General features: G+C 64.6%; 24 protein-coding genes. 10 read left to right on the forward strand and 14 right to left on the reverse strand.

The annotated features are described in order from the left end of the window. Window positions 1–9: 9 nt before the first annotated feature. Together F9929_RS16365 and F9929_RS16370 are read left to right on the forward strand one after the other, a co-directional pair. Window positions 10–1,578: a Re/Si-specific NAD(P)(+) transhydrogenase subunit alpha gene (locus F9929_RS16365; protein WP_152047690.1), complete on the forward strand. Its 1,569-nt coding sequence runs from the start codon at window positions 10–12 to the stop codon at window positions 1,576–1,578. Window positions 1,579–1,591: 13 nt separating this feature from the next. After that, window positions 1,592–3,025: an NAD(P)(+) transhydrogenase (Re/Si-specific) subunit beta gene (locus tag F9929_RS16370; protein ID WP_152047657.1), complete on the forward strand. Its 1,434-nt coding sequence runs from the start codon at window positions 1,592–1,594 to the stop codon at window positions 3,023–3,025. A gap of 55 nt (window positions 3,026–3,080) precedes the next feature. Here F9929_RS16370 and F9929_RS16375 read toward each other — a convergent pair whose 3' ends face one another. Further along, a complete protein-coding gene (locus F9929_RS16375) occupies window positions 3,081–5,132 on the reverse strand; it encodes a calcium-binding protein (protein WP_152047658.1) in 2,052 nt (683 codons plus the stop codon). 532 nt (window positions 5,133–5,664) lie between these two features. Here F9929_RS16375 and F9929_RS16380 point away from each other — a divergent pair. Continuing rightward, the gene (locus F9929_RS16380; protein WP_152047659.1) at window positions 5,665–6,090 is read left to right on the forward strand and encodes a hypothetical protein; all 426 of its coding nucleotides are present in this window, start codon (window positions 5,665–5,667) and stop codon (window positions 6,088–6,090) included. A gap of 88 nt (window positions 6,091–6,178) precedes the next feature. On the opposite strand, the gene F9929_RS16385 is transcribed toward F9929_RS16380, so the two are convergent. Next, window positions 6,179–6,412 (reverse strand): hypothetical protein, encoded by a 234-nt coding sequence (locus F9929_RS16385; RefSeq protein ID WP_152047660.1) that lies wholly within the window; start codon window positions 6,410–6,412, stop codon window positions 6,179–6,181. A 333-nt stretch (window positions 6,413–6,745) separates the two neighbouring features. On the opposite strand from F9929_RS16385, the gene F9929_RS16390 reads away from it, so the two are divergent. Then, window positions 6,746–7,264, forward strand: coding sequence for a hypothetical protein (locus tag F9929_RS16390; RefSeq protein WP_152047661.1), 519 nt, complete (start codon window positions 6,746–6,748; stop codon window positions 7,262–7,264). A gap of 103 nt (window positions 7,265–7,367) precedes the next feature. Here F9929_RS16390 and F9929_RS16395 read toward each other — a convergent pair whose 3' ends face one another. Further along, window positions 7,368–9,281, reverse strand: a complete 1,914-nt coding sequence (locus tag F9929_RS16395; protein WP_235919360.1) for a methyl-accepting chemotaxis protein — start codon at window positions 9,279–9,281, stop codon at window positions 7,368–7,370. A gap of 259 nt (window positions 9,282–9,540) precedes the next feature. On the opposite strand from F9929_RS16395, the gene F9929_RS16400 reads away from it, so the two are divergent. Further along, on the forward strand, window positions 9,541–11,058 hold the full coding sequence (locus F9929_RS16400) for a YcaO-like family protein (RefSeq protein WP_235919362.1): 1,518 nt from the start codon (window positions 9,541–9,543) through the stop codon (window positions 11,056–11,058). Here F9929_RS16400 and F9929_RS16405 read toward each other — a convergent pair. From F9929_RS16405 to F9929_RS16430, 6 genes are all read right to left on the reverse strand, one after another. Then, a complete protein-coding gene (locus F9929_RS16405) occupies window positions 11,045–11,956 on the reverse strand; it encodes a carbohydrate ABC transporter permease (RefSeq protein ID WP_152047663.1) in 912 nt (303 codons plus the stop codon). The genes F9929_RS16400 and F9929_RS16405 overlap by 14 nt on opposite strands. Further along, a complete protein-coding gene (locus F9929_RS16410; RefSeq protein WP_152047664.1) occupies window positions 11,950–12,822 on the reverse strand; it encodes a carbohydrate ABC transporter permease in 873 nt (290 codons plus the stop codon). The genes F9929_RS16405 and F9929_RS16410 overlap by 7 nt, the downstream gene beginning before the upstream one ends. 13 nt (window positions 12,823–12,835) lie before the next feature. Then, window positions 12,836–14,095, reverse strand: a complete 1,260-nt coding sequence (locus F9929_RS16415; RefSeq protein WP_152047665.1) for an extracellular solute-binding protein — start codon at window positions 14,093–14,095, stop codon at window positions 12,836–12,838. 138 nt (window positions 14,096–14,233) lie between these two features. Next, window positions 14,234–14,668 (reverse strand): pyridoxamine 5'-phosphate oxidase family protein, encoded by a 435-nt coding sequence (locus F9929_RS16420; RefSeq protein ID WP_152047666.1) that lies wholly within the window; start codon window positions 14,666–14,668, stop codon window positions 14,234–14,236. Window positions 14,669–14,820: 152 nt separating this feature from the next. Beyond that, complete coding sequence (locus tag F9929_RS16425) at window positions 14,821–15,213, reverse strand: DoxX family protein (RefSeq protein WP_152047667.1); 393 nt, start codon at window positions 15,211–15,213, stop codon at window positions 14,821–14,823. A 33-nt stretch (window positions 15,214–15,246) separates the two neighbouring features. Continuing rightward, window positions 15,247–15,774, reverse strand: a complete 528-nt coding sequence (locus F9929_RS16430; protein WP_235919363.1) for a hypothetical protein — start codon at window positions 15,772–15,774, stop codon at window positions 15,247–15,249. Between the two features lie 56 nt (window positions 15,775–15,830). On the opposite strand from F9929_RS16430, the gene F9929_RS16435 reads away from it, so the two are divergent. Both F9929_RS16435 and F9929_RS16440 read left to right on the forward strand, forming a co-directional pair. Further along, entirely contained in the window at window positions 15,831–17,330 is a 1,500-nt protein-coding gene (locus F9929_RS16435) for a sensor histidine kinase (RefSeq protein ID WP_235919364.1), read from the forward strand. Further along, the gene (locus F9929_RS16440) at window positions 17,327–17,977 is read left to right on the forward strand and encodes a response regulator (protein ID WP_152047668.1); all 651 of its coding nucleotides are present in this window, start codon (window positions 17,327–17,329) and stop codon (window positions 17,975–17,977) included. The genes F9929_RS16435 and F9929_RS16440 overlap by 4 nt, the downstream gene beginning before the upstream one ends. A gap of 59 nt (window positions 17,978–18,036) precedes the next feature. Here F9929_RS16440 and F9929_RS16445 read toward each other — a convergent pair whose 3' ends face one another. The 3 genes from F9929_RS16445 to F9929_RS16455 form a co-directional block, all read right to left on the reverse strand. Continuing rightward, window positions 18,037–18,717, reverse strand: coding sequence for a hypothetical protein (locus F9929_RS16445; protein WP_152047669.1), 681 nt, complete (start codon window positions 18,715–18,717; stop codon window positions 18,037–18,039). A gap of 247 nt (window positions 18,718–18,964) precedes the next feature. Next, complete coding sequence (locus tag F9929_RS16450; RefSeq protein WP_152047670.1) at window positions 18,965–19,438, reverse strand: DUF892 family protein; 474 nt, start codon at window positions 19,436–19,438, stop codon at window positions 18,965–18,967. Between the two features lie 156 nt (window positions 19,439–19,594). Next, the gene (locus tag F9929_RS16455; RefSeq protein WP_152047671.1) at window positions 19,595–19,855 is read right to left on the reverse strand and encodes a hypothetical protein; all 261 of its coding nucleotides are present in this window, start codon (window positions 19,853–19,855) and stop codon (window positions 19,595–19,597) included. Between the two features lie 253 nt (window positions 19,856–20,108). Between F9929_RS16455 and F9929_RS16460 the strand changes: the two genes are divergently transcribed. Further along, entirely contained in the window at window positions 20,109–21,323 is a 1,215-nt protein-coding gene (locus F9929_RS16460; RefSeq protein WP_152047672.1) for a GGDEF domain-containing protein, read from the forward strand. A gap of 4 nt (window positions 21,324–21,327) precedes the next feature. Here F9929_RS16460 and F9929_RS16465 read toward each other — a convergent pair whose 3' ends face one another. Further along, the gene (locus F9929_RS16465) at window positions 21,328–21,660 is read right to left on the reverse strand and encodes a hypothetical protein (RefSeq protein WP_152047673.1); all 333 of its coding nucleotides are present in this window, start codon (window positions 21,658–21,660) and stop codon (window positions 21,328–21,330) included. Between the two features lie 114 nt (window positions 21,661–21,774). On the opposite strand from F9929_RS16465, the gene F9929_RS16470 reads away from it, so the two are divergent. Beyond that, a complete protein-coding gene (locus F9929_RS16470) occupies window positions 21,775–22,200 on the forward strand; it encodes a hypothetical protein (protein WP_152047674.1) in 426 nt (141 codons plus the stop codon). 154 nt (window positions 22,201–22,354) lie between these two features. Here the strand turns inward: F9929_RS16470 and F9929_RS16475 are convergent, their stop codons facing one another. Continuing rightward, entirely contained in the window at window positions 22,355–22,504 is a 150-nt protein-coding gene (locus F9929_RS16475) for a lmo0937 family membrane protein (RefSeq protein ID WP_152047675.1), read from the reverse strand. Between the two features lie 470 nt (window positions 22,505–22,974). On the opposite strand from F9929_RS16475, the gene F9929_RS16480 reads away from it, so the two are divergent. After that, window positions 22,975–23,741, forward strand: a 767-nt coding sequence (locus F9929_RS16480) for a tyrosine-type recombinase/integrase (RefSeq protein ID WP_152047676.1), incomplete at its 3' end; no start/stop codon positions are given.

A 23,741-nucleotide genomic window follows, 5' to 3' on the forward strand; every position in this document is an offset into this window, starting at 1 on the left:
CGGGGCATGATGAAGTTCGGCGTTCCCAAGGAAACGAGGCCCGAAGAGCGGCGCGTCGCTCTCACGCCCGAAAGTGTCGGCCGGCTGCGTAAGCTCGGTTATGAATGTCTGGTGGAGACCGGGGCCGGGGCGGCCGCGCGCTTTTCGGACGAGGTTTATGCAGAGGCCGGTGCCCGCGTCGTCGCCGATGCCGATGCCCTTTGGCGCGAAGCCGACATCGTCGCCAAGGTCCGCGCGCCGGAGCCTGGCGAGGTCGAGAAGACGCGCTCGGGGCAGATCCTGATTTCCTTCCTGTACCCCGCGCAGAACGGGGAGCTTCTGGAAAGCCTTCGCGAAAAGGGCGTCACCGCGCTCGCCATGGACATGGTGCCGCGCATCAGCCGCGCCCAGAAAATGGACGCGCTTTCCTCCATGGCCAACATCGCCGGTTATCGCGCGGTGATCGAGGCCGGCAACCATTTCGGCCGCTTCTTCACCGGCCAGATCACGGCGGCCGGCAAGGTGCCGCCGGCCAAGGTCCTCGTGATCGGCGCGGGCGTCGCGGGCCTTGCCGCCATCGGCGCGGCGCAGTCGCTCGGTGCACAGGTGCGCGCCTTCGACGTTCGGCCCGAAGTCGCCGAGCAAATCCAGTCCATGGGCGCCGAGTTCCTGTTCCTCGATTTCGCAGGTGTCGCCGACGGCGCGGCGACGGGCGGCTATGCCGCGCCGTCCTCACCTGAGTTCCGCGCCAAGCAGCTCGAACTCTTCCGCGCCCAGGCGCCGGAGGTCGATATCGTGATCACCACGGCCCTCATTCCCGGCCGCGACGCGCCGAAACTCTGGCTCGCCGACATGGTGGCCCTGATGAAGCCCGGCTCCGTCGTGGTGGATCTGGCCGCCGAGCGCGGCGGCAATTGCGACCTGACGGTTCCCGACGAGGCGGTGGAAACGCCGAACGGGGTGAAGATCATCGGCTATACCGATTATCCGAGCCGCATGGCGACGCAGGCCTCCTCCCTCTACGCCACCAATATCCGCCACATGATGGACGACCTGACGCCGAAAAAGGACGGCGTGCCGGTGGTCAACATGGAGGACGACGTCATTCGCGGCGCCACCGTGACGCACGAGAGCGCGATCACCTATCCGCCGCCGCCGCCCAAGATCCAGGCCATCGCCAAGCAGCCCGCGAAGAAGGCGGTCGAAGAAACGGCCGGCGAGAAGGCCCTGCGCGAGGCGGTCGCGGCCAAGAAGGCCGGCCAGCGGCAGGTGATGCTGCTCGCGGCGGGGGCGGTGCTCCTGATGCTCGTCGGCCTCACGGCCCCGCCGAGCTTCCTTCAGCATTTCGTGGTCTTCGCCCTGTCCTGCTTCGTCGGCTACCACGTCATCTGGAACGTCTCCCACGCGCTCCATACGCCGCTGATGGCCGTCACCAACGCAGTGTCCTCCATCATCATCCTCGGCGCGCTCCTTCAGGTCGGCACGTCCGGCTGGCTGGTCTCGTTTTTGGCCGGTCTCGCCATCCTCATGGCATCGGTCAACATCTTCGGCGGGTTCATGGTGACGCGCCGGATGCTGAAGATGTTCCAGAAGAGCTGAAGGGGGAGATCACATGAGCCAAGGTCTCGTCGGCGCATCCTATATCGTCGCCGCCATCCTCTTCATCCTGTCGCTCGGCGGCCTGTCCAACCAGGAAAGCGCCAAGCGCGCCGTCTGGTACGGCATCGTCGGCATGGCGCTGGCGGTGTTCGCCACGATCACCGGCCCGTCGGTCGGCGCGCTCTGGCTGGTCGTGCCGCTGATCGTTCTCGGCGGCCTCGCGGGCGGCTGGCTCGCTGGCCGCGTGCAGATGACGCAGATGCCCGAACTCGTCGCCGCGCTCCATTCCTTCGTGGGGCTCGCCGCCGTGTTCATCGGCTTCAACGCCGATATCGAGGCGGCGCACGTCGCTCATGCGGTGGCCGCCGGCACGGGCGAGCTTCTCACCGGCTTCGCCGCGACCCTCGCTCTCAAGATGCCGGTGGAACTCGCCATCATGCGGGTCGAGGTGTTTCTCGGCGTCTTCATCGGCGCGGTGACCTTCACCGGCTCCGTGGTGGCCTATGGCAAGCTGGCGGGGCGGATCGATTCCAAGCCTCTCGTCCTGCCGAACCGCCACGCGATCAACCTTGCCGGCGTCGCGGTCGCGCTGATCCTCGGGCTTCTTTACTTCAACGGCGCGGGCATCTGGACGCTGATCCTCGTCGCGATCCTCGCCGGCGCGCTCGGCTGGCACCTCATCATGGCGATCGGCGGGGCTGACATGCCCGTCGTCGTGTCCATGCTGAACAGCTATTCGGGCTGGGCGGCGGCGGCGATCGGCTTCACCCTGTCGAACGACCTCCTGATCGTGACGGGCGCGCTTGTCGGCTCTTCCGGCGCGATCCTGTCCTACATCATGTGCCGGGCGATGAACCGCAACTTCGTGTCCGTGATCCTCGGCGGCTGGGGCGGCACGACGGGGCCGGCGCAGGAGATTACCGGCGAACAGGTGGCGATCGACGTCGAAGGCGTGGCGCAGGCGCTGGACGAGGCGGATTCCATCGTCATCGTGCCGGGCTACGGCATGGCGGTGGCACAGGCGCAGGGCTCGATCTCGGAACTGACGCGCCGCTTGCGCGCCAAGGGCAAGACCGTGCGCTTCGCGATCCACCCCGTCGCCGGCCGCCTGCCGGGGCACATGAACGTGCTTCTGGCCGAAGCCAAGGTTCCCTACGACATCGTCCTGGAAATGGAGGAGATCAACGGGGACCTGCCGCAGACCGATGTCGCCATCGTCGTGGGCTCCAACGACATCGTCAATCCGGCGGCCGAGGAAGACCCGAACTCGCCCATCGCCGGCATGCCGGTGATCGAGGTGTGGAAGGCCAAACAGGTGTTCGTCTCGAAGCGCGGCCAGGGCACCGGCTATTCCGGCATCGAGAACCCGCTGTTCTATAAGGAGAACACGCGGATGCTCTATGGCGACGCCAAGAAGTCGCTGGACGAGCTCCTGAAGCTGCAATGAAAAAAGGGAGCGGGCTTTTGGCCCGCTCCCTCGATTCTCGTAGAGGCGCTTCCCGTCAGATGATCCAGAAATCGCTGGCGGTGAGGTGCAGGCCGGGATCGAGATGGGCGAACTGCACCGCCTTGCCCGCGCCCGTGCCATCGGCATCGTAGAAGAGGTCGCCCGTCTTCGCGTTGTAGATCACCCGGTCCGACGCGTCGTGGGCCGCATTGGTGTTGCCGGCATAGAACGCATCGGCCTGGAGCGCGCCGGTTCCCTTGAATGCGTTGAAAGCGCTGCGGGCGAGCTGGATCGTGTCGTCCGCCACGGAAAAGTCGACGATCGTGTCGACATTGCCGGTGCCCGGCTTGGTGGAGAACACGAACGTGTCCTGGCCCGCATCGCCCCAAAGCCGGTCGTTGCCGAGCCCGCCCTGCAGGATGTCGGCTCCCGCCCCGCCATGTAGCTCGTTATTGCCGCTATTGCCGTCCAGACGGTTGTCGGCGGCGTTGCCGAAGCCGTTGGTATTGCCGGAATAGATGAGTTCCAGCCGCTCCACATGGTCCGGCAGCGTGTAGGTGACGCCGCTTCGGACGAAGTCGGTGCCCCCGTTGGCCGCTTCCACGACCTTATCGCCGACATCGTGGACGATATAGGTGTCGTTGCCGGCCCCGCCCGTCATGATGTCGTTGCCCGAACCGCCGTGAAGGAGGTCGTTGCCGTTTCCACCGTTCAGTTGATCGTTGCCGTTGCCGCCATAAAGGCTGTCGTTGCCGTCGAAGCCGTTGATGACGTCGCTGCCCACTGTCCCCTGGAGGTGGTCGTTGCCGGTTCCCCCGTTGATGGCGCCCGGCACGGCGGGTGTCGTGGGCTGGGTGGGGGACGTGGTCGGAGGCGTGGGTGTGGGCGTGACGGGTGTCGTCGTGTCGCCGGCACCCGAAAGCTGCACGATCAGCGGATGATCGGTGAGCGAGATCGTCACCGACGAAACGTCGTGGAGCGTCTGGATCGCCGCCTCGCCCTTCATCGGATCGAAGATCTGCGCCGTCGCGAACTTTTGGCCGAGCGAGATCGTGGTGGAGCTGGTGGGGGCGGCGATGGCCGTGTCGGTCTGCTCGTTCCAGATGTCCGGTTCGGCCCAGGCGATGATCTGGAAGCTGCCGTCCGACTTCTGCGTCAGGTAGCTGTGGCCGTCGGCCGGCAGGCCGGAAAGGCTGTAGTCGAGGCTTCCCGCCTGGAAGCTCGAAGCGCTCCCGCCGCTGTCGTCGAGGATGCTGGTGAGGTTGTGGATCGCGGTCGCGGCGGGCTTGGGCGAATAGTCCAGGCGGAACAGCCCGAAATGCGTTTCCTGATTGTTGTTGCTGGGATCGGGATAGGCGTCCAGCAACTGGTAGAGATAGGTTCCCTTCGATCCTTGCAGGGCCGCGTCCATGTAGGTGTTGAGAAGCAGCTTGGCCTGCACCGTCTCATCGACGCCTTCCCATCCGCCCGCCGTGTCGGCGGTCAGCGAGGTATGGTAGCCGACCTCGGTGATCGCGAAGGGCTTGCCCGGATCGACGGCGTCCTGAGCTGCCTTATTGTTGGCGATATCGGCCCAGGGCTGCGAACCGTTCTTCGGATAGGGATGGGTGTTGTTCCAGTCCGAGTCGGAAGCATGCACGGGGTAATCCGTGAAACCCAGAACCGGAACGTTCTTCAGGAGCTGATCGGCGTTGACGGCTGCGAAGAGGTCCTTCTGGTAAGCCTGCGCGCCCGCCGTGCCTGACAGGCCGTGATAGGTCACGGGCCAGTTGTTGACCTCGTTCGGCCCCTCGATCCCGGCGATAGCGCCCGGATGCGCCGCCTCGAAGGCGTGAAGGCGCGAAACCACGGTTGCGGGATCGACATTGCCTTGGGCGATGAAGACGAACTTCATTCCGGCCGCGGCCGCGTCCCCAAGATGTCCCTGGCCGGAGGGGTCCGATACCGGGTTCGGCGAGGCATCACGAAGATGATCCACCCCGAGATATTTCAGAGCCTTCAGGCTCTGACCGATGTTGGCATAGCCACCATCCGTATAGTCGATATGTGTCGCGACACCCATCGTGTCCGTCAGGTCGTCGGCACGCGTCGCTGTGTATTTTGCCATCCAATGATCCCCTCAGATCGAATGGATTCGGCGATCGGACTCAATACTTACCGTTCCGAACCTTCATGCGAACGCATCGACATCCAGCGGATGTCCAAAGCATTCGAATTTTTCAGGAAATGTACCACGGGCGTTTTAGAGAAAGCGGTCGGTGTCCCCGTCTATAAAGAACCGCTCTACTGAAAACGGCGTGGTCTCGGTTGCCGCCTTGGTTGTTTTGAGTTGAAGTACGGCGGCGCCATTACTCGCTAGCATGGCTAATAATCATAGTCAACAAGGTCTAGATCTGCAGAGTTGCACCGCAATTCTCACTGCAACCTTGCAACCCGATAGCGGGTCTTGGTTGTCTCCCTTTTCCCATGGCTAATGCTTGCCCGCGACGAGGATGTCAGGATCGCCCTGCCTGTGCCTTTCGGGGCCTCCATCAACGCCAAAAAAACAGCCGATCGGTTCAAGGTTCGGCTCACCATGTCGGGGCCCCGCACAGTGTCCTTCTTCGTTCCGTGTTCCATCTTCCTTCGATGAGGAGGAGATGAAAATGCCGAAGGATTCGTTTATCCGCATGGCGGTGATCGCGCTGGCCGGCTTGATCTGTGCGGGCTGCGTGGAAACCGGTCCCTACCGTGACTACGGGCCGAGTTATCGCTACGGAACATATGTGGACGACACGCGCGATTTCCGTCGGTATCCACGCTATGACCGGGTCACTCGCTACGACCGGCGAGACCGGTATCAACGCTTCGATCGTCGGTATCGGTTCGACGATCGTCCCGGCTATTATCGCGGACCGGGACCGCGCCGGGGGCCGGATGTCGTCGGGCGTTTCGATTCGCCCCGCTTTGCCCGCAGCCATCGCCCGGATATCTACCGGACCGATCGCGAGTTCGGCACTCGCGGTGGCTATTATCGGCCGTCAAACGTCCGCGGCGGGCGCCGGTTGATCATCCCTGGTCAGTAAGCGCGCAAGGCGCTCGGTCCCGCTCGACTCTTCGCCGGGCGAGCCGCGGTCCCGACCAGCGACGCGGCCGGTCGAGCCCGAGGTTGCGTCAGGGGCGGGCGGGGCGCTTCGGCCCGCCCGCCTTTCCACGAACCGTCTGGCAGGAATACCAGACCGAGCGAACCGGCTTGCCGTTGCCGAGCTTCGATTGAAGCTTCAAGCCGACGAGCCGCTCGCCTTCCTCGCGGCACAGCTTCACCGAGGAATAAACGGTGCCGTTGATGTCGAGGGAGTTGTCGGTCGCCTGCGTATAAAGAACAAGTATGACGGCAAAGCCGAGCATCGAACTGGCGCTCCTACCCAATGGAACGATGCCTACCGGTCGTCTCGATCGCCGGCAACGCAATCCTTGACCTAAGGTGAAGATGCCGGATGCGGCATGGCGACGATGTGCGGCCCGGCATCTCGCACGCATCGAGTGGAGCCCCGCGCAAGCGATGTCGGGACGAGCTTTCGGAAAGCCCCCCGATTTTCGATTTGCTCATCATCTTCCGCAAGGGCATGATGCAGCTGACCTGCAACGGCGAAGAGGCGAAGCAGGTCACGATCGACCTTGTTCAGTCACCGGTTCCAATCGACGCAACCTGCTTATTCTCGCTTCACGAGGAGCTTGAGCATGACGGATTATCGCGAAGCCACGAGAGAACGGTTGCAGGTTGTCGGGACGAGGATGTTCGCCGCCTCGGCGCTCGATCTCTCCGGCGAGCATCCGTTGAAGGCGATGAGCTACGTTCCGCTTCTGCCGAACTGGTGCGTCTGCGTGACGGAGCCTTGCCGCTGCCATACGCCGGACGGACCGGTGGTCTGGGTCCCGAGCGACGCCATCAAGCGCCGCAGCGATGCGGGGCGCAACAATGCGCGCGGCGAGCCCTTGGAGAACTTCTATATCGACGGCGACGCGACCGTGGTCCAGGAAACGCTGATCCGCACCACGGCCGATTATCTGCCGATGCTGCGCAGGGTCGGCGGCACCGGAAAGCGGGAGGAATCCGGCGAGGCGGCGGCGAGGGCCGGCGGGTTTACCTATGCCGGCCAGCATTGCCACGACGACGGGATTCTCTACGACAGTTGGTTGGAAACGCAGGCCTCGGGCGACCAGAAGCATCATTGCGTGCCCGTGGGAACATGCGCCTGATGCGGGGTGCCCGAACTGCCCGCGTCCGGATGGAAACGGTCGCTTCGTCCATGCTCGCGGTTTGAAAGGCGGTGCCCACCGGGCCGCCGCCCTTCATGCCGTATCAGAACTCGGCCCATTCCTCCTCGACGGGCTTGGCCTGCGCGGTCTGGCGCATCTCGTGAACGCGAGCGCCGCGCGGGGCAGGGCGGGGCGATGCGGCTGCCCTGGCGCCGGTCCTCGATGATGCGGCATTGGCGGCGATGGAGGTGCGGAAGCGCTCCGTCAGTTGCGCCAGCGCCGCCGTTTCGCCGGACAGCGACTGCGCGGCGGCGGTGGTTTCCTCCACCATCGCGGCGTTCTGCTGGGTGACCTTATCCATCTGGTCGGCCGCCGTCGCGACCTCCTTGATGCTCACCGCCTGCTCGCGCGCGCCCTGCGCCATCTGCGCGATGGAAGTGGCGACGCCGCCCACCTGCGCCTGAATTTCTTCCAGCGAGCGACCGGATGCGGACACGAGTTCCACGCCCTGTCCGACCTGGGCCGCCGAGGTCGAGATGAGGTCCTTGATCTCCTTCGCCGCTTCCGCCGAGCGCTGGGCGAGGCCCCGCACTTCCTGCGCGACCACCGCAAAGCCCCGGCCCGCCTCGCCGGCGCGCGCCGCTTCCACGCCCGCGTTCAAGGCCAGGAGATTGGTTTGGAAGGCGATCTCGTCGATCACCGAGATGATGCTCTCGATCTTGTTCGAGGATCGCTCGATCTCGGCCATGGCCGCGACGGCCTGCGACACGACCGCGCCGCCCTTCTCGGCTTCCTTCTGCGCTACCGAGGCGGCGGCGCGGGCATCGTCGGCATTCTCGGCGGTCTGGTTGAAGCCGCGCATCACTTCCGACAGGGCCGCGACGGTTTCCTCCAAGCTCGCCGCTTGTTGTTCCGTGCGTTGCGACAGGTCTCCCGCCGCCACCGTGATCTGGTTGAGGCCGACGCGCATCGAGCCGACCGCGCCCACCACCGAGCCGATCGTGTCTTCGAGTTGCCCGACCGAGGCGTTGAACTTGGCGCGGATCGGCTCGAACTCCACCGCCACGGCCTGGTTCATCCGAACGGTGAGATCTCCGGCGGAAAGCTTGTCGAAGCCGGCCTCGACCGCATGGACGAAGAAGCGCAGATCCTCCGCCTTCGCAGTGTCGATCGCCGTCTGACGGTCGCGGCTGGCCGCTTGTTCCCGTTGTGATTCCATCGCTTCGCGTTCCAAGCGCTTGTTGGCGTTGGCGGCGTCCTTGAACACCTGAACGGCTTTTGCCATCGCGCCGATCTCGTCGCCGCGATTCTGGCCGGTGATGTCGACATCCAGCTTGCCGTTCGCCAGTTCGACCATTCGAGAGCGCAGAAGATCGAGGGGGCCGGTGATTCCCTTGGCGGAAACGAACAACGCCACCACGAGGCCGAGAAGGCCGGCTGCGATCGTGCCGCCGACAAGAAGATACTGGTTCGTATAGGACTGCGCCGTGAGTTCGTCGGACCGCTGGGTGACGCGTGCGATCAGCGCCTCGTTCAGCTTCGTGATCTTCTGGGACAGGCTGACGATCAAGGGATCGGCAATCTTCATTTCGTCCAGGGCCGCATCATTGGCGTTTCGCGCGCCGGCATCGGCGGCGGATGCGACGTGGCCGGCCACCACCTCGAAACCCGCCTCGATGGCGGCAAGCTGGTCGGCGTTGTCGGTGAGGCGCTTCTTGGTATCCAGAAGGTACTGACGGCCCTTCTCGATCGCCTCCTTGGCGGTGGCGTTGGCCGAAATCGCTTCGGACCCATCGTAGACGACGGCACGATAAACCGCATATCCCATCGCGTTGAGGGTTCGATTGGTCCGCGCCAGATTGATGGTCGCCTGATCCAGGTTGGAGATCATTGCGGAATAATCACTGTCCGCCGACCGTATGACGCTCGCGGCGTAGAGCGAAGCCAAGATGCCGATCAGGCTGATGGCGATTGCGATCCCGGCGACCTTCGTCGCGATCCTGAACTGGCTGAGCATGGCCTGCACGTCCGATATTGATCACCTCAATTTGCCGATGCACATCTAACGGTTGGTTAGCCAAGGTTCCTGGCAGCCGGAGAAGTTCTGTTGTCGCCTAAAAAGAGGGGACAACGAGGATTTCGGGTAACAGTCGCCACGTGCAAATTTTCGGCGCTCTGAAATGTGCCGGACGATTTGCCACCTTCCGGGGGCGCATCCGTGCAGCATCTGGCGGCAAAGGCGTAGTTTCTCGCGGCAAGCCTCGGAGTTGACTGAAATGAACGACCTTCCGGAAAATCTGCCCGATGCGGTTCGAGCCTACATGGAAGCGCTTCCGGCCGGCCGCTATGTCGGCTTCCCGCTGCAATCCCTCGACCGAACCGGCGTGCCTGCCTGGAAGGTGGCCTTCTTTCTCCAAGACCAGGATGCCATGCCCGGCAATATGCCTTCCGGTTATGGCTACGGGCTGGACGACGACGCGGCCCTGATCGGCGCCTTCGCGGAGATCGCCGAAGCCATCCTGCCGACGCTGAAGCTACTGGACGAGCCGCAATGGGTCGGCAGCTACCGGCACCTGCGCCTTGAGCGGGGCGAGCGCGGGATCGTCGACCCGTTCACGCTCTGCCTTCCGGCCGGATCGCCCGTCGATCACGACACGCCGCTCGCCTGGGTGGAGACGACCAGACTTGCGACCGGCGAGCCGGTGCTGGTTCCCATGGACATCGCGGCCACCGATTATTTCGAACTGCCGGCGGGCTACGTTCCCTTCACGCCGCTGATCACCAATGGCCTCGGAGCCGGCCCGGATTTCGAGTGGGCGGTCGGCCACGGCCTCCTGGAACTCCTTCAGCGCGACGGAAACGGGCTTCTGTTCCGCGCGCTCGATGCCGGCGTGATGCTGGATATCGACCCAGCCGATCTCGCGCCCGATACCTTGGACCTCATGCGTCGCCTCGACGGTCTCGGCATCGAGGTCCTGCCGAAATATGCGACCGACGAGTTCGGGCTCGCCAATGTCTATGTGGTCGGCCACGACCGGGAAGGGCATGGGCCGCGCGTTCCCGTCATGCTGTCGGCCTGCGGCGAGGCCTGCGACCCGGACCGCAACGTGGCTCTTCGCAAGGCGCTTCTGGAATTCTGCTCGGCACGGGTGCGCAAGACCTATGCGCATGGGCCGCTCGCGGAAGCTGCATCCGTCGCGCCGCCGAGCTTTCTCGATGATTTCGTCCAAAGCGCTATGCCGAGCCTCGTCGGCGGCGAAAGCCGGGCGCTGGAGACGATGCGCGAATGGGCGCTGATGGAGCCGGCGGCCTTGAAGACTCATCTCGACCGCACCGTCTTCGCGCGCAAGGGCTCCAAGCGCTTCGCGGACCTGCCCACCGCCGATCTCGCCGACACGCGCGAGCGGGGCCGCCACGCGAGGTGGACCCTTGAAGCGGCGGGCTTCGATGTTCTGGCGCTCGACGGCTCGCCGCGCAACGGACGCGTCGGCGTCGCGAAGGTCATCGTGCCGGGGCTTGAGGTGGAAACCATGAGCTACCACCGGATCGGCGAGCGCAACGCGCGAAAGCTCATGGAAATGGACAGCCCGCTTTTGCGCTTCGGGCCTGAGAGTGAGCGCTTGAAGCCGGTGCGCCTGACACCGGAAGCGCTGGCGCGCCTCGGCGGACGCCAGCCGATGCTGGATGTCGCGGCCGTGGACGAGGCCGTCGGCCCGCTTTATCCGCTTTATCGCGAGCCGGAAGCGCACCACGTGGCGCATGTTCTGGAGGGCCACGCTCTCAACGGCGCTTGAGTCCGCTCGACAGGCTGCGCACGTAGAAGCGCTGGAGGGCGAGGAACAGGATCACGACGGGCAGGACCGTGACGAGCGTCGCGGCCTGTTGGAGCGACTGATCCTGCTCGTTCTCGAACGCGCCCCGGATCAGGTGAATGCCGATCGGCGCGGTCTGGAGTTCGGGCGCGGTGCGCGTGATCGTCAGCGTCCAGACCACCTCGTTCCAGTGATAAACGAAGACGAAGACGCCGAGCGTGACGAGCGCCGGACGCACCAGCGGCAGCACGATCGACCAGAGGATGCGAAACTCGCCCGCGCCGTCCATCCGGGCCGCGTCCAGAAGGTCGTCCGGCACCGAGATCATGAACTGGCGCATCAGGAAGATGCCGTACCAGGACACGGAAAAGGGCAGGATCAGCGCCGCGTAGCTGTTGAGGAACCCGCTTCCGCCCTGGCCGAACAGGTCGTTGCCGCCGGCGAGCGGCCAATAGCGCAGGATGAAGAAGAGCGGGATGATGAACAGGAAGAACGGAAAGAGCTGAGCCCCGATCACGAAGCGCAGAAAGAAGTCGCGGCCGGGAAAGCGGAATTTCGCCAGCGCATAGCCGGCCGAAACGCTGGTCGCCAGTTGGATCGCCGTGATGGCGGTGGTGACGAAGAAGCTGTTCCAGATCCAGAGCCCGAGGGGAAATCGCAGGAACACCGCTTCGAAATTCCCCCATTGGGGCGTCGCGGGAAAGTAGATCTGCGGCCGCGCCAACCGCTCGGCCGGCGTCCTCAGCGCTCCGAGAATGAGATCGGCGAAGGGCAGCAGCATCAGAACGGCGCCAAGGCCAAGGCAGAGATATTTCAGCGCCGTCAGCCACGAGGGGGCGGCGCGCGCGCTTCGCGGGATCGAACGGATCGGCCTCACCATGCTTCCAACCCTCCACGCCGCATGACGCGAAGCTGCAGAAGCGAGATCGCCAGCACCACGATGAGAAGGATGTAGGCCGCCGCCGATGCCATCCCGAGGCGAAGATTGGCGAAGGCGATCTGGTAGATGTGAAGGGCCGCGACGTTGGTGGAGTTCACCGGGCCGCCATCGGTCATCACCAGCATCAGCGCGAAGAAGCCGATGCCCTTGATGAGGTTGGTCATCGACACGAGAAGGATGGTCGGGCGCAGCAAGGGCAGCGTCACGTGCCAGAACACCTGGAGACCCCGCGCCCCGTCCACCTCCGCCGCTTCCTCGCAGCTCTCGTCCACGGCGTCCAAACCCGCCGACAGGAGCATCATGTCCTGGCCGACATGGAACCACACGTAGACGATGACGATCGCGGTCATCGCCGTGCCGGGGTCGCTCAGCCAGGCAGGTCCGGCAAAGCCGAGAAAGGCGAGACTCCGGTTCACGAGGCCGTAGGGGTCGGCCAGCAGGAACTGCCAGACATAGGCGATGGCGACGATGTTGGTGACCATCGGCAGCCAGTAGATGCCGCGCCAAAGGGCCTTCGCCCTCGTATTGCGAAAGGCGAGCGCCAGCCCCAGCGCCAGCGGCATGCCGATCGCGAGGCTCGCCCCGACGAAGGTGGCGGTGTTGCGAAGGCTTCCCCAGAACAAGGGATCGCGGGTCAGAAGATAGATGTAGTTGGCCCAGCCGACGAAACGGGGGGCGCTCAGCGAATTCCAGCTCGTGAAGCTGAGATAAAGCGAAACCAGAAGCGGGAGGACGAAGAACAGAAAGCCGAGGATTAGGGTCGGCGCGAGAAAAACGAAGGGCGCCGCCCGCTTGGAAAGATGCACGAAGCGGCGACCCTTATTGCGGCATCGCCAGGATGTCCGTCACTTGCGCATCCGCCTGCGAAAGCGCGTCGGCGGCAGTTTTCTGACCGAGCCAGGCGGATTCGATGGCGCCGCGCAGCACCTTGTCGATCTCGGCCGTTTGCGCGACGTTGAGATCGGCGACGGCCCGGCCGCTTTGCAGGGCTTCGATATAGGGCTTGGTGAAGGCGTCGCCGAGTTCGTCCTGCGAGGCCGCGATATCGGCTTTGTTGGCCGTCAGGCTGCCGAGCTTGATCAGCATCTCGCCCGTGCAGGACCGCTTGCCTTCCGCCGCCGGCGTGTTCAGCCAGCGGATGAGCTTCCAGGCTTCTTCGGGATGCTTGGAATTGGCGTCGACCGACTGGTAGAACGAATATTGGAAGGTCTTCCAGTCCGGCCCCGCCGGAATGGGCGCGACGCCCGCGACCTCTTCCAGCCGGTCGCCGAGACCCTGGCGCAGCGTATCCTTCATCCAGTTCGCCGCGATCATCATGCCGACCCGGCCTGAGGGAAAATCGCGGATCTGATTGGCTGCGCTCGTCAGGCCACGCTTGAAAAGCTCGGCCTCGCCGGCAAGGATTTCCACGGCCTCCGGCTTGGCGAGATTGGTGGAGGACTGATCCTCGCCCACGATCGACAATCCGTTGGAGAACATCAGGGCGCGAAACGGATGGGTGGCGTTGGCGACCGTCGGGCCGAAGGCGTAGCCGGCGGTGACGATCTTGCCCATGCCGTCCTTTTCCGTGATCTTTTCGGCCGCCGCGATCACGCCGGGCCAGTCGCTCGGCGGGGCGGAGATGCCGGCCTTGCGGAACAGCTCCTTGTTGTAGACCAGCATGTAAAGGCTGACCTCGGCCGGAACGCCCCAGATGCGGTCGTCCAGAACCGCCGACTGGATCGTGCTCGGCTCGTAGTTCGTCTTGATGAAGTCCGCGATTTCGGCCGGCGGCTCGGCGAGAAGGCCGTTGTCCACCAGGCGCTTACCCCAAATGGAATAAACGTTGTAGATGTCGGGCGTCGTGCCGCCGATGCGGGACGTCAGGATCGTCTGAAGGAAATCGGCGATCTCGGACTGGCGATAGCTGATGCGGATGTTGGGGTTCTGCTTCTCGTATTCGCGGAAGCAGGCGGTGAGCGGCGCGATCTCGGCATCGGTGTAATGCGCGGCGAAGGTCAGCGTCACCGGCTCCTGGGCGAAAGCCGCCGTTCCCGACACCGAGAAAAGGCCCACCGCGAAAACGCTCGCCAGCCGCATCGTGATTCTCCCCCAACCCAATGAAGGCAAGAATGTGCGATTAACGGCTTTTGGCCATTGCGCTTTTCCGTCGCAACCTAACGATGGTCGCGGGCAAGGGCGAGCTTCGGCGCCGGTTACCTCTTCAAAGGATGTGGATCAGAGCGCCACCTCTCCTTCGTCGCTGCCGTTCCAGTAATGGATGCGATCGGCCCGCACCCGAATCAGCACGAGGTTCGGCGTATCGATCCCCTGCTCGAACCAGCGGTCGAGGTCCTTGGTCCAATGCTCGGCGAACACCTGCTTGTCGCGGATCAAGAGGGCGTGGCCTTCCACGGCGATGAACAGCGGCGGGCCGCCGAGGAGCCCGGTCGCGCCGGTGAAGGTCAGGCCGACCTTCGCGTCGCCCTCGATATCGGCGACCGTGCGCGCTTCCTCATAGGTGAAGAAGAAGCTGTCGCCGCGATAGGCCACCTCGCCATTGTTGCTCATCGGCCGGCTGGCGACGGCCCCGCCTTCGGTGCGCGTCGAAAGCATCGCGAAGTCGATCTTGCCCATCTTGTTCGACAGGTCTTCGAGCGTCATTTCAGCCAACGTCGCCTCCCGGTACCAACCGAGCCTCGAGCGCTCGGTCCGGTTCAACGGGGCCTTGGCCGGGAGGTTGCATCGAGCACCGCTGATCTTGACTGCGGTTCAGCGGCACCGTGCCTCCGGGTTGACCCTGCCGGGCGCGATCCTCAGCCGATTCAGCGACGGCCGAGTTTGGCGTCCGCGCTCCACGGGCCCGCGCCGGCGACCGCGAGGTAAAGAAACACGAAGCAGAACAGGATCGCGGCGTCGCCCCCGTTGAGGATCGGGAACGGGCTTTGCGGCGCGTGGAACATCCAGTAGGCGACCGCCATCTCGCCGGCGAGCACGAAGGCGACGGGCCGCGTGAACAGCCCGATCAGCACGAGAAAGCCGCCGACGAGTTCCAGAATCCCCCCGATGCCGAACAGCGACAGAAGCGCCGGGGCCGGGTTTTCGGAAGGTGGGAAGCCCAGAAGCTTCTGCACCCCGTGCGCCATGAACAGAAGACCCGTCACAGCGCGCAGGATCGAAAGAACGCGGGGACCGTATTCGGCTGTGTTGATTGCCATCGATGGTGCTTCCCTTGCCAGAATTCGTCGAAATCAGTTCGCCAGGGCCTCGGCGAGGTCCCGGTACTCTTCGCAGCCGGTGCCGCAAAGCGTCTCGATGGTGGCGAGCTGTTCCGTCGCCAGATCCTTGCGCCCTTGAATGACATAGGCTTCGCCGAGATATTCGCGAACCTTGGCATAGCGCGGGTCGAGTTTCACCGACTGGAGATAATAGCCGATGCCTTCCTCCGTGCGGCCGAGCTTGCGGGTCGCATAGCCCTTGTAGTTCAGCGCCTTCGCCGTGTTCGGGTCGCGCAAGGTCGCCAGGATGGTGAGCGTTTCGTCGTAGCGGCCTTCCTCGGCGAGCGCATAGGCGTAGTCCGTCAGGTCCTCGTCGGAAAGGTTCGCTGCCTGTTGCTTGACGCACTTCTTCAGTTTCTTGTCGTAGACCTCGCCGCGCTTGCAGGTCGGCGTCGAGCCGCTGTCGTCGCCGGCGGCCTTCGCGGTGCCGGACGCGCCGGCCACCGCGAAGGCGGCGGCGAGGAAGAGGGCGGCATACGGCTTCTTCTCGATGCGGATCATGGTCGGGCCTCCCGTCACGAACCCGCGGCGATCACGGGCTTTCGAGGCCTTCCACCATGCTCCTCTTCGCGGTGGCGCGCTTCGGACCAAGGTCCGATACCCGGCCGCTCGGAGGTCCGATGACCTTCGGCGGGAGAGCTTGTAAGCTCACCCGCATGCGTGCCCGCTTCGCCCTTCTCAAACGCGTGCTCCGCCGCTGGCAGGTGCTTTCGCTCGCGCGCCAGTACCTTCTGGCCGGCGCCGCTGTTCTGACGATCGGCATGCTGGTGATCGGCGTCTGGGTGACGCGGCAGATCGCGGAAGGCGTGACGCAGAACACGGCGACGGCGACCGCGCTCTATGTCGACGGCGTGATCGGCCCGCTTCTCGCCGATATCGACGGATCAAGTGTCCTATCGGAAGGGGCGCGGCGCGCGATGGACGAGACCCTGGCCACCGGCGCGCTCGGCGAGCGGCTGGAAACCTTCAAGCTCTGGGGGCGGGGCGGACTCATCACCTACAGCAACGATCCGTCCTTGATCGGCAAGCGCTTCGAGCCGACGGACAGCCTGCGCCGGGCCTGGAGCGGGCAGGTCGCAGCCGAGTTCGACGATCTCGAAGACGAGGAGGACGCGACCGAACGAGGTGCCGGCGTGCCGCTTCTGGAAATCTACAACCCGATCCGCGCGCCCTGGTCGGGCGAGATCGTGGCCGTCGCGGAGTTCTACGAACATGCGGGCGAGTTGCAGGCCGGCCTTCTGGCGGCGACCGTGCGCTCGTGGATCGTGGTGGCGGCGGTCACCGCCGCGATGATGGGCGCCTTGTTCGGCATCGTCATGCGGGGCAGCGCCACCATCGCGCGTCAGCGCAGCGATCTGGAAGGCCGCGTGCGCCAGCTCCAGAACCTCCTCCTGCGCAACGACGTGCTGCGGCGGCGCTCGCGGGAAGCGTCGAGCCGCGTGTCGGCGTTCAACGAGCGCACGCTTCGCCAGCTCAGCGCCGACCTTCACGACGGGCCGGCGCAGCTTCTGGCGCTGGCCTCGCTTCGCCTGGGAAGTTCGTCGCTCGGCGCCGCCGGCGATCCCGCCAAGGCGGCGGAACTGAAGGCCATACGAGGCTTCCTCGACGAGGCGATGAGCGACCTCCGCGGCATCTGCAACGGCCTCGCCTTACCCACTATCGAAACGCTCGATCTCGCCGGCCTCGTTTGCGCGGCGACGCTGGCGCATGAAAGGCACACGGGAACCGTTGTCGCGCTGGTCGTGCCGGACGATCCGGTTTCCCTGACCCCCGCCGAGAAGATCGGCATCTACCGCTTCGTTCAGGAAGGGCTGAACAACGCCTTTCGCCATGCGGGCGGAAAAGGCCAGGCGGTTTCCGCCGAACTCGGGCCCGACGGCCTCACCGTTCGCGTCGCGGACGCGGGGCCGGGCTTTGCGGATGCCGAGCCAGGCCTCGGACTGTCGGGGCTGAGGGACCGCATCGAAAGTTTGGGCGGAACGCTCGATGTCGGCGGCGGGGCGGAAGGCGCGGTTCTTGTGATGACGATCGCGCGCGAAAAGGACATGGCCGCATGAGCGCACCCTATCGCATCGTCATCGCGGACGATCATCCACTGTTTCGCGCCGGCGTCGCCTTGAGTCTTCAAGAAACGGGCCGGTTCGAAGTGGTCGCCGCCGTGGCGGATGCGGCCAGCGCCGTGGCGGGCGTCGCGGAAACCGCGCCGGATCTTGCGCTTCTCGACCTGTCCATGCCGGGCTCCGGGTTGGAAGCGGTGCGCCGGATCAACGAGGCGATGCCGGAGGTTCGCGTCGTCGTTCTGACGGCGTCCGAGAACGACGAGGACGTGATGGCGGCGCTCAGCGCCGGGGCCAAGGGATATGTCCTGAAGGGCGTTGGCTCGGACAGTCTCGTGGACGTGCTGGACGCCGTGATGCGTGGGGAAAGCTATGTGCCGCCCTCGCTCGCGGCCCGCATCCTCACCGCCATGCGCCAACCGGCCCCGACGCCCGTCTCGGCTGATCCGCTGGCGCGCTTGACCGAGCGCGAGGACGAAATCCTGGCGCTCGTCGCGTCCGGCCTCAGCAACAAGGAGGTCGGCCTGAAGCTCGACCTTCAGGAAAAGACCGTAAAGCATCACATGACCAGCATTCTCGGCAAGCTGAACGTGCGCAACCGGACGGAGGCGGCGCTGTTCCTGCGCGACAGGAAACGCCCCGAATGAAAGAGCCGAACGGCGCAAAGGACGGAAAAAGCGCCGTTCGGCCCATCCGGTGCCGCGCTTCAGCGCGCGGCGCCGAATAGCCGGGCGCGGTCGGCGGCGGTCGCGGCCCGTTCCACCACCGTCCGGCCGCGGCGGTCTTTAAGCTCGTAGCGGCCGTTCTCGATCTCTTCCTTGAAGCCGTCGGCGGTGGTGACCTCGATGTTGCGGCCGTTCACCTCGACCTTGGCGCCGGTGCGCGGGGAAACGTGCTCGGCACCGCGCCGGTTGTCGTCGTTGCGCCGTTGCCCGGCGCGGCGGTCGTCGTTTCGGTTATCGCTTCGATTGTCGTCGGCGCCGCGTCCACGGTTGTTCGATCCGCCGCTGCTGCGCCCGCCGTGATCGTCGCTGCCGCGACCGGAGGATTCGCCGCCGCGCGAAGACGAACCGCCGCTGCTCGATCCACCGCCGCCGCCGTCACTGCCGGACGAACCCCTGCCGCCCGACGATCCACCGCCACCGCCCGAGGAGCCGCTTCCACCCGACGAGCCGCTGCCGGAAGAACCGCCCCCGCCGCCGTTTCCGCCACCACCGGAAGAGCCGCTACCGCCGCCGCCCGAGCCGCCGCCCGATCCGCCGCCATCCTTGGCGGCGGCGGTCAGGTTCTTGAAGCCTGATGTGGCGTTGAAGGCGACCGGTGCGGCGGCAAAGCCGAGCGCAAGGGATGCCGTTGCGAAAGCCAGCGTGAAGCGCTTCAACCTCATGGGTTGGTTCCTCCCTGTCCGGCGGCCCGATGCCTCGTCCGGTGAAGGAAACCATGACGGCGCGTTCGCCGGAACGATAGCGGCCCAGGACTTCTGCGGGCCTGCACCGGACCATCGGCCGGGACAGGCCGACGGAAGGTCTCGGTCTAAGGGGAAGGACGTCGCCAATCGTCCGCCCGGTCGGTCTGGACGGGTTTCCGGCCGCACGGGATGCCGGCTTCGGCATCCCGTGCGTTGGCTTCTGGCCTCAGCCCAGAATCTTCCGGGCAAGCTGCGTGTGCTGCTCGTCGGCCGCCTTCGCTTCCTCCACCGAAGCCTGCATTTCCTGCGCCGTCTGCGTCATCCCGACCTTGGAAGCATAGGTCTTCATGGTGCCGAAAACCGCGATCCAGTAATGCAGCGCCATCTGGCCGGCCGCGATGATGCCGAGGTCGCGGGACTGGTCGTCCTTCGCGTCGCGGCGGATTTCCTTGCTGACATCGTAATGCGCTTGCAGGATCTGGTTCTCGATCTGCGGAACGTCGCCCGCTTCTCCGATCGCGCGATCGATGCGCGCCGACCATTGCTTGGACGTTTCGTTGCCTTGCTGAAGCGCGGCCTTCAGGTCGGGATGTTTGGCGTCGTTCTGGATCTCGCCCGTCGCCCGTTCGGCGATCTGGCTGCCGGATTTCATCGCAGCCAAGCCCTGCGATACGAGGTTGCGGATTGCTTCGTCGGCCATGGTGCGTTCCCTTTGGTGCCTTCGTGAAGGCGATAAGGGCCAACCCGGGGCTTGGCGCGCCGTTCCCGTGCTCAGTTGTCGCGTGCCGGGCGGATAGGGCCTTCCGCCGCAAAAGACTGCTGAGGCGACAGAAGGGATGGCTTCTGGACCCGCTTTTCAGTTCGTCCGGCCTGCGAGGCAGCGACGATAAGCGTCGTCGCCGCTGATGCGGGCAGCCACCGTGCCGGGCATCGCGGTATTGGCGCTTTGCCGGTACTTTTCCGTGAAGCTCTGCCCTGCATAACGCCGGCAGAATTCGGGCGTACCGCGCTTGGCCGTGTTCGCTGCCGTATATCCTATGCCATCGAGAGGGGCATGAGGCGCATCTGCCGTGCAGCCCGCGAAGACGATCGTGCCGAAAAGGAGGGCGATCGTCATCGGCCGTATCGATCTCATCGCCTTCGCCTTCAACGCATCATCGGAGGAATCGAACCAGCCCAAAACCATGGCGTGAATGGGTTCGTTCCTTATGGCTATCGATCCGATCCAGCCTGACCGTAACCGGTTCGAACCGCGCTTCGGCAAGGGAACATGCCGTCGTGGTGGTGGGGATTGATGGAGCGTTCATCATGCCCCCTCAAGGTCCCGTAAGGTTCTTGGTCCATCTTTGGGTGGAAGACCCTGGGACCCCATGAACAATTCGCTCGTCAATGCTGCCTTTCGCGCGGCGCAGTGGACCATCATCCTGTCGTTCACCGCGACCGCTCTTCTCGTCGCGGCCCTGATCGGCGAGCGTATCGTTTTCGAGAGAACTTCGCGGGACGCGGCCGAAGCTTCGAAGAATGCCGCCCTCGTGGCCGCCCGGATCATGCTCGCGGATGAACGTTTGACGATGTCGGCCAACATGGCCGCTGCGACCGGTCAGCGCCATTGGGTGGACCGATACGATTCCTTCATCCCGAACATGGAGGAGGCAATCACCGCGGCGACCAGGATGTCGACCGAGCGCGCCGCCGAGGAGTTCGATCAGGCGACACGCGTTGCGAACGACAATCTGATGGAAATGGAGCGGCGTTCCTTCGCCGCCGTCGCGGAAAACGATCTGCCGATGGCGAGGTCCATTCTGAACAGCCAGTTCTATGCTTTCCAGAAGCGGTCGCTCGCGGACGGGACGGACAGGCTTCTGCAGACGTTGGCGGACGAGCGCGACCACCATGCGCAGAGCGTTCAAAGCACCGCGAAGGTGATCCTGAGCATTCTGATCGCGGCGGGCGCGGCTGGGTTCGGGTTTCTTTGGTGGCTGATGCGCCAGAAACTTCGGGTTTCGCGCGATTATTACCGGCGCATCGAGCAGCGCTTGGCCTTCATGGCGCAGCATGACGAGTTGACGGGCCTTGCCAACCGGCGAGCCCTCAACGAGCGCATGGAGCGCGATTTCTTTCCCAAGCAGCGCTTCAAGCTGCTTTTGATCGACCTCGACCGGTTCAAACCGGTGAACGACACCTACGGCCACGCGGTGGGCGACCGCCTTCTGATCCAGGTCGCCGAGCGCTTGACGGGGATCGCCGGGCCGGAAGGTTTCGTGGCGCGCCTTGGCGGCGACGAGTTGGCGCTCCTCGTTTATGGCGATCTGGAGGAGGCCAAAGCGGTCGCTGCCCGTGTGATCGATGCGATCGCGCGACCGTTCCGGATCGACGGCCTGGTTGTTTCGGTTGGATGCAGCATCGGCATGTGCTGCACCGACGAGACGCGCGACACGACCGAACTCATGCAGTTCTCCGACCTTGCCCTGTACGAGGCCAAGCGGCACGGACGCGGCCGGTGGATCTGCTATACGCGCGGGATGCTCGATGCGGTGACCGAGCGCGTTCGGCTCGGCGCCGATATGGCGGCCAGCCGAGCCTGAGGCGTCAGGCGGCGAATCTGGCGAGGGTGACCCGCTTTCGCGAATGGTGCGACGGGCCGGCATCGAAGGCCTCGCTGCTCGTCACATGCTCGGCCAGGGCCAGCCCCAGCGTTCCACCGACGCTCTCCAGCGCGTGGCGCGAACAATCCCGCGCGATGCGCAAGCCCAGGGCGCGCATGTGAGAGCGCGAGAAGCAATGCAGCGCAAGCTCCGCTCTTTGCGGTTCCGGCAGTTGCAGAACGAGTTCGGATAGCCGCGCATCGTCTGCGCGCATCAGGAGCGACAGCAGATCCAGGGAAACAGGGCTGGTCGGCTCGTTGGGTCGGTAGCGGTTCATGATCTGGCCTCGCGGGACGGTAGCGAGACGGTAGACCCGATGCCTGTTTCCCGACTGGAAGGCACGTCTCGCGCCGAAATCAAGGGCTCCAAAGCGGAATGAAGCCGCGCCGCGTTGGAAAGCCGCTCGGCATGTGTTCGGAAAGCCCGAACGTTTCTGGTCTCCATCAGTATCTCGCGGCTGCGGCCGACCACGAAAGACAACCCGGTCGATGTTTCGTGCAGAAACCCTCGGCAGCCGAAACAGACCGGTTTGCTGCCTAGCGACCCCTTGCCTTTGGAAGGGCTGCCGCATCTTCGCAAGTTCGAACAAGCACGAAAGGGAGCGGCCATGGCGGAAGACCTACTGAAGGCGCTGACTTCGCGGGGCAAGCAGATGCGCCGCCGCGATCTGACGAAAGCGGAAGTCGAGGCGGTTGGCGAAGAGGTCTTGAAGGGAAGACTGCGCCCCGACATGGACGCGCGAGCGAGCAAGCGGGCCCTCAGGCGCGCGATCGATAGTGCCGGCGCGTCTCGCTCCGGACAAAAATCCAAGGGCTGAGTCTGGAAATCGGAAGTCGCCGATCGCGTTCGGCGGCTTCTCATCCTTTGTCATTCCCGTTTCCGGGCACGCTTATGCGCCGACGAACGCTTCTCGAAGGCGCATAGCTATCCGTTCAATCATTCCGGGCGGGAAGTGGCAGGCCGCAGACCGGTCAGATGCGGCGCCGACCCGAGATGATCTGGAAGATCACGACAACCACAGCAATCACGAGCAGGAGATGGATAAGTCCCCCGGCGACGTGGAAAACGAACCCGCCGAGTATCCAAAGCACGAACAGGATGATCGCGATCGTCCACAACATGGAAGCTTCTCCGTCTCATGGCCCTTGCGGGCGGACACGGAGAACGAGAGGGGGCCCTCCGGCGTTCCCTGGCCTTTTCAGCGATGATGGCACGTGACTTCGCTGGCGTAACGAGACGCCACCATTGAGCGGCCACGCAATGCTGGTTCAGGCCGTTAGCCAAGCGGCGTTCCAAAACGACAGAGGCGAGTGCTCTGACGTCGCGCGACGCCATCCACGGCGCGATGGCACAGGACCAGCGGGATACGGCGTGCCTACTGGAAGGCAGCACTCAGCGGTATTTGCAGAGATTCAGGTGCCATCAATGGCGGAGAGGGCGTCCGCCTCCGCCTAATCCGCACCATTCCGGGCTTGGCCGGTATTTCGCGGGAATACGCGGTATTGCATGGGGTTGGCGTCTGGACACGTCCGCACGGTTCCGCCTAAATCCGACGATGAATTGTGCGCAGGTTTGTGCGCGAGGGTTCATCATGCGTTCTTCCAGCAAGCTCTCAGCTCTCGCTGTTTCGAAGATGACCAAGCCGGGCGTCTACGCGGACGGTAACGGCCTCTATCTGCAAATCGCTGCTGGCGGTTCAAAGTCCTGGCTGTTTCGCTTCATGCGTGACGGCAAGGCTCGCAAGATGGGTCTAGGCCCTCTCCATACCGTGACCCTCTCAATGGCTCGCGATAAGGCGCTGGAATGCCGCCGGACGCTGTTGGAGGGTTCAGACCCTATCGATGCACGACAAGCTGCGGATCAAGAGCGCCGCCTCGCTGAACTCAAGGGCATGGCGTTCAAGGTTGCTGCCGAGAAGTACATTGCGGCCAACAAGGCGGGGTGGAAGAACGCGAAGCATTCGGCGCAGTGGACCGCCACGCTCGATACCTACGCCTTCCCGGTATTTGGCGACATCGACGTTGCCGCCGTGGACGTAGGCATGGTGCTGAAAGTGCTGGAGCCCATCTGGACGACAAAGCCGGAAACCGCCAGCCGCGTCCGGGGCCGCATTGAAAGCGTCTTGGATTGGGCGACGGTGCGGAGACACCGCCACGGTGAGAACCCGGCGCGTTGGAAAGGTCATCTGGATCACCTTCTTCCGGCTCGGAATAAGGTCGCGAAGGTGAAGCACCACGCGGCACTGCCCTATGCCGATCTCGGTGCATTTGTTGCCGAGTTACGGCAGGCCGAAGGGGTAGGTGCGCGAGCGCTGGAGTTTGCCATTCTCACGGCCGGCCGTACCGGTGAAGTAGTCGG

The organism is Aureimonas psammosilenae, assembly GCF_009176975.1.
Lineage (GTDB): Bacteria > Pseudomonadota > Alphaproteobacteria > Rhizobiales > Rhizobiaceae > Plantimonas > Plantimonas psammosilenae.

Bases quoted from the DNA above. Each gene is read 5' to 3' on its own strand.
- F9929_RS16365 (WP_152047690.1), top strand. From the start codon at position 10: ATGAAGTTCGGCGTTCCCAAGGAAACGAGGCCCGAAGAGCGGCGCGTC.
- F9929_RS16370 (WP_152047657.1), top strand. From the start codon at position 1,592: ATGAGCCAAGGTCTCGTCGGCGCATCCTATATCGTCGCCGCCATCCTC.
- F9929_RS16375 (WP_152047658.1), bottom strand. From the start codon at position 5,132: ATGGCAAAATACACAGCGACGCGTGCCGACGACCTGACGGACACGATG.
- F9929_RS16380 (WP_152047659.1), top strand. From the start codon at position 5,665: ATGAAAATGCCGAAGGATTCGTTTATCCGCATGGCGGTGATCGCGCTG.
- F9929_RS16385 (WP_152047660.1), bottom strand. From the start codon at position 6,412: ATGCTCGGCTTTGCCGTCATACTTGTTCTTTATACGCAGGCGACCGAC.
- F9929_RS16390 (WP_152047661.1), top strand. From the start codon at position 6,746: ATGACGGATTATCGCGAAGCCACGAGAGAACGGTTGCAGGTTGTCGGG.
- F9929_RS16395 (WP_235919360.1), bottom strand. From the start codon at position 9,281: ATGCTCAGCCAGTTCAGGATCGCGACGAAGGTCGCCGGGATCGCAATC.
- F9929_RS16400 (WP_235919362.1), top strand. From the start codon at position 9,541: ATGAACGACCTTCCGGAAAATCTGCCCGATGCGGTTCGAGCCTACATG.
- F9929_RS16405 (WP_152047663.1), bottom strand. From the start codon at position 11,956: ATGGTGAGGCCGATCCGTTCGATCCCGCGAAGCGCGCGCGCCGCCCCC.
- F9929_RS16415 (WP_152047665.1), bottom strand. From the start codon at position 14,095: ATGCGGCTGGCGAGCGTTTTCGCGGTGGGCCTTTTCTCGGTGTCGGGA.
- F9929_RS16425 (WP_152047667.1), bottom strand. From the start codon at position 15,213: ATGGCAATCAACACAGCCGAATACGGTCCCCGCGTTCTTTCGATCCTG.
- F9929_RS16430 (WP_235919363.1), bottom strand. From the start codon at position 15,774: ATGATCCGCATCGAGAAGAAGCCGTATGCCGCCCTCTTCCTCGCCGCC.
- F9929_RS16435 (WP_235919364.1), top strand. From the start codon at position 15,831: ATGCTCCTCTTCGCGGTGGCGCGCTTCGGACCAAGGTCCGATACCCGG.
- F9929_RS16440 (WP_152047668.1), top strand. From the start codon at position 17,327: ATGAGCGCACCCTATCGCATCGTCATCGCGGACGATCATCCACTGTTT.
- F9929_RS16445 (WP_152047669.1), bottom strand. From the start codon at position 18,717: ATGAGGTTGAAGCGCTTCACGCTGGCTTTCGCAACGGCATCCCTTGCG.
- F9929_RS16450 (WP_152047670.1), bottom strand. From the start codon at position 19,438: ATGGCCGACGAAGCAATCCGCAACCTCGTATCGCAGGGCTTGGCTGCG.
- F9929_RS16455 (WP_152047671.1), bottom strand. From the start codon at position 19,855: ATGACGATCGCCCTCCTTTTCGGCACGATCGTCTTCGCGGGCTGCACG.
- F9929_RS16460 (WP_152047672.1), top strand. From the start codon at position 20,109: ATGAACAATTCGCTCGTCAATGCTGCCTTTCGCGCGGCGCAGTGGACC.
- F9929_RS16465 (WP_152047673.1), bottom strand. From the start codon at position 21,660: ATGAACCGCTACCGACCCAACGAGCCGACCAGCCCTGTTTCCCTGGAT.
- F9929_RS16475 (WP_152047675.1), bottom strand. From the start codon at position 22,504: ATGTTGTGGACGATCGCGATCATCCTGTTCGTGCTTTGGATACTCGGC.